The sequence below is a fragment of the Micromonospora sp. D75 genome (assembly GCF_018070405.1).
Taxonomy (GTDB): domain Bacteria; phylum Actinomycetota; class Actinomycetes; order Mycobacteriales; family Micromonosporaceae; genus Micromonospora; species Micromonospora chalcea.
In genome coordinates this window covers 1-4580 of record NZ_JAGPXV010000498.1, presented here as the reverse complement: position 1 = coordinate 4580, position 4580 = coordinate 1, and the positions used below count along the sequence as shown (strand labels likewise).

The 4580-nt window shown below is 77.7% G+C and carries 1 protein-coding gene; it reads left to right on the top strand.

The window, feature by feature from the left end:
- Positions 1-4580, top strand: a 4580-nt coding sequence (locus KBX39_RS24040) for a type I polyketide synthase (protein ID WP_210872620.1), incomplete at both ends; no start/stop codon positions are given.

The following is a 4580-nucleotide window of genomic DNA, read 5'->3' as shown; positions in this document are numbered from 1 at the left end:
GCGGCGCGGACGGCGCTCCCACCCCGGCCGACCCCGGGGTGGCGCCGGCCGTCCGGTGGGCCGTGGCCGTCTCGCTGGGACGCTGGTGGCGCTCCCTCGGCGTACGACCCGCCGCCGTGCTCGGGCACGCTCACGGCGCGCTCGCGGCCGCCTGCGTGGCCGGCGCGCTGTCGCTGGAGGACGCGGCGAGGACGATCGCCCTCGCCAGCCCGGCGGAGGACGGCCCGGACGCGCTGGCCGGGATCACCCTCCGGGCGGCCGACGTGCCGCTGTACTCGGCGACGACCGGCGGCCCGGTCGACACCGACGGCCTCGACGCCGCCCGGTGGTATCGGGACCTGACCACCGACGCCGACGCCGAACCGGCCGTACGCGCCCTGCTCGACCAGGGCCACCGGGTCCTCCTCGAGGCTGCCCCGGCGACCGTGCTCGCCGCCGGCATCCGCGAGAGCGCGCGGGCCGACGACGCCGTCGTGGTGGCCGCCGACGACACCGTGGCCGGCGGCTGGCAGCGCATGCTGACGGTCCTCGCCGGACTGCACGTGCACGGCGTGCCCGTCGACTGGACGGCGATCCTGGGCGCCCCCACCGGCCCGCCGCCCCCGCTGCCCACGTACGCCTTCCAGCGCCGGCGCTACTGGCCGCAGCCGACGGCGGTGACCGCCCCCGCCCCCGCCGGCACCGACGAGGCGGACCGGCGCTTCTGGGAGGCCGTGGAACGCGCCGACGCGTCTGCGCTGGCCGCCGCCATGCGCATCGACGAGGCCACGGTCAGCTCCCTCGACCCCGCGCTGCCGCTGCTCTCCTCCTGGCGCCGGCGCCGCCGCGACGAGTCCACCGTGGACTCGTGGCGCTACCGGGTGACCTGGAAGCCGCTGGTCGTCGCGCCGGAGGCCACCCTCGCCGGTACGTGGCTGCTGGTCGTGCCGGCCGCCGAAGCCGAGCACCCCCTGGTCGACGGCGTCGCCCGGACGCTGGGCGAGGGCGGGGCCGAGGTCATCCGGATCGACGTGCCGGAGACGGGCCGGCCGGTGCTGGCCGAGCGGCTGGCGCGTACCGGCGGGCCCGTCGCCGGGGTGCTCTCCCTGCTCGGCCTGGACGACGCGCCGCACCCGGCCCACCCGGTCGTCCCGGCGGGTCTCGCCGCCACGTACGCCCTGGTCCAGGCCCTCGGCGACACCGGCGTCACCGCCCCGCTGTGGTGCGCCACCGCCGGCGCGGTCTCGACCGGCCGCGCCGACCAGCTCGACCGCCCCCGCCAGGCGATGCTCTGGGGGCTCGGCCGGGTGGTCGCCCTGGAGCACCCGGACCGCTGGGGCGGACTGCTGGACCTGCCCGCCGAGCTGGACCCCCGGGACCGGGCCCGGCTCGTGGCGGTGCTGGCCGGCGTCGACGCGGAGGACCAGCTGGCGCTGCGCCCCTCCGGGGTGTTCGCCCGGCGACTGGTCCGCGCCCGCGCCGAGCGCACCGCGACGCAGGACTGGCGTCCCGCCAGCGGCGCCGTCCTGGTCACCGGCGGCCTCGGGTCCATCGGGGCCCAGGTGGCGCGCTGGCTGGCCCGCGAGGGCGTGGGTGAGCTGGTGCTGACCGGCCGCCAGGGCCCCGCCACGCCCGGCGCCGACGAGCTGGCCGACGAACTGCGCGCCGCCGGCGCCACAGTCACCGTGGCCGCCTGCGACGTCGCCGACCCGGCCGCCGTACGGGCCCTCGTCGAGCGGCTCGCCGGGCAGGGCACCCACATCGGGGCCGTGTTCCACACCGCCGGTGTCGCCCACGCCGCGCCCGTCGCGGCCACCGACGTCGCCGACCTCGCCGACGCCCTGCGGGCCAAGGTGGCCGGCGCGGTCAACCTCGACGAGGCGTGCGGCGACGAACTGTCGGCGTTCGTGCTCTTCTCCTCCGGCGCGGGCGTCTGGGGCGGCGGGCACCAGGGCGGCTACGCCGCCGCCAACGCCTTCCTCGACGCGCTCGCCGAGGACCGGCGACGGCGCGGACGGGCCGCCACCGCCGTCGCCTGGGGTGCCTGGGACGGCGGCGGCATGGTCGACGCCGAGGGCGCCGCCGACCAGATGTTCCGCTCGGGCGTCCGGGCCATGCGCCCCGACCTCGCGGTCTCCGTCCTGGCCGAGGCGCTCCACCACGGCGACACCACGCTCACCGTGGCGGACATCGCCTGGGACCGGTTCCTGCAGACCTACACGCTGGCCCGCCCCCGGCCGCTGATCGCCGACATCCCCGAGGTGGCCCGGCTGCTCGCGGCCGGGCAGCGCGACGGCGGCACGCCCGACGCGGCGTCCCCGCTCCGCGGCCGGCTGGCCGGCCTCGCCGCACCGGAACGCCGTCGGGTCCTGCTCGACCTCGTACGCGTCCACGCGGCGGCGGTGCTGCGCCTGTCCTCGCCGCAGGCGCTGGCGGCGGACCGGTCGTTCCGGGAGATCGGCTTCGACTCGCTCAGCGCCGTCGAGATGCGCAACCGCCTCGCCGAGGCGGTGGGACTGAACCTGCCGGCGACCCTGGTGTTCGACCGCCCGACGCCCGACGCCCTCGCCGAGCACCTGGCGGGCAGGCTCGCGGGCGACGACACCCCGGCGGCCGAGCCCGTGCGGGCCGCCACCGCGCTGGACGAGCCGATCGCCATCGTCTCGATGAGCTGCCGCTACCCCGGCGGCGTCGCCGGCCCCGAGGACCTGTGGCGACTCGTCGCCGAGGGACGCGACGGCATAGCGGAGTTCCCGACCGACCGGGGCTGGGACCTGGCAGCCATCTACGACCCCGATCCCGACCGGCCCGGCACCTCGTACGTGCGCGAGGGCGGCTTCCTCACCGACGCCGCCGGCTTCGACGCCGCCCTGTTCGGCATCTCCCCGCGCGAGGCGATGGTGATGGACCCGCAGCAACGGGTGCTGCTGGAGAGCGCCTGGGAGCTGTTCGAGCGGGCCGGCACCGCGCCCGCCGACATGCGGGAGACCAACACCGGCGTCTTCGTCGGCACCAACGGCCAGGACTACGCGACGCTGCTGATGGCCGCCCGGGTCGAGACCGAGGGCTACCAGGCCACCGGCAACGTCGCCGCCGTCATCAGCGGTCGGCTGGCGTACCACTTCGGGTTGCAGGGGCCCGCCGTCAGCGTCGACACCGCCTGCTCGTCGTCGCTGGTGGCGCTGCACCTGGCCTGCCAGTCCCTGCGGCAGGGCGAGTGCGACGTCGCGGTTGCCGGCGGCGTGACGGTGATGGCCACCCCCGGCCCGTTCCTGGAGTTCGCCCGGCAACGGGGGCTCGCCCTCGACGGCCGGTGCAAGTCGTTCGCCGGGGCCGCCGACGGCACCGGCTGGGGCGAGGGCGTCGGCTTGGTGATGTTGCAGCGGCTCTCCGACGCCCAGCGCGACGGCCGGCGGATCCTCGCCGTCGTGCGCGGCTCGGCGATGAACCAGGACGGCGCCAGCAACGGCCTGACCGCCCCCAACGGGCCCGCGCAGGAGCGGGTGATCAACCAGGCGCTGGCCAACGCGCGGCTGAGCGCCGCCGACGTGGACGCCGTCGACGGGCACGGCACCGGCACCCGGCTCGGCGACCCGATCGAGGCGCAGGCCCTGCTGGCCACGTACGGGCGGCAGCGCCCCGCCGACCGGCCGCTCTGGCTCGGCTCCGTGAAGTCGAACATCGGCCACACCCAGGCCGCCGCCGGCGTCTCCGGCGTGATCAAGATGGTGCTGGCCCTCCAGCACGACCTGCTGCCGCCCACCCTGCACGTGGACGAGCCGTCGCCGCACGTGGACTGGTCGTCCGGTGCCGTCGCGCTGCTGACCGAGGCGCAGCCGTGGCCGGACGTGGACCGGCCGCGCCGCGCCGGCGTGTCGTCGTTCGGGGTCAGCGGCACCAACGTGCACGTGATCCTCGAACAGGCGCCCGCCACGCCCTCGGCCGACACCGCCGCCCCCCGTCCGGCCGGCGCCGCCGCGCCCACGACCAGCTCCAGCCGCGGCACGCTCGGCGCCGCCGACGGGACGCCGCTGCTGCCGTGGGTCGTATCGGCAGACACCGCCGACAGCCTGCGGGCGCAGGCGGCCCGGCTGGCCGACTGGCTGCCGGGCAGCGGAACACCCGCGGCCGACGCGGCCCGGGCACTGGCCACCGGACGGTCCCCGCTGCGGCACCGCGCGGTGCTGCTCGCCGCCGACGCCGACGCCGCCCTCGCCGGCCTGCGGGCCCTGGCCGCCGGGCAGGACCACCCCGGGCTCACCCGGGGCGCCGCCGAGCCCGGCGGCGCGCTGGCGGCGCTCTTCTCCGGCCAGGGCGCGCAGCACGCCGGGATGGGACGACGCCTGTGGGAGACGTTCCCCGTCTTCGCGGCGACCCTCGACGAGGCGTGCCAGCACCTGGACGCGTACCTGCCGCGGCCGCTGCGCGGGGTGCTGTTCGCCGAGCCCGGCACCGCCGAGGCCGACCTGCTCGACCAGACCGTCTTCACCCAGGCCGGGCTCTTCGCCGTCGAGGTGGCGCTGTTCCGGCTGCTCGAACACTGGGGGATCCGGCCCGACTTCGTGGCCGGGCACTCCGTCGGGGAGATCAGCGCGGCCCAC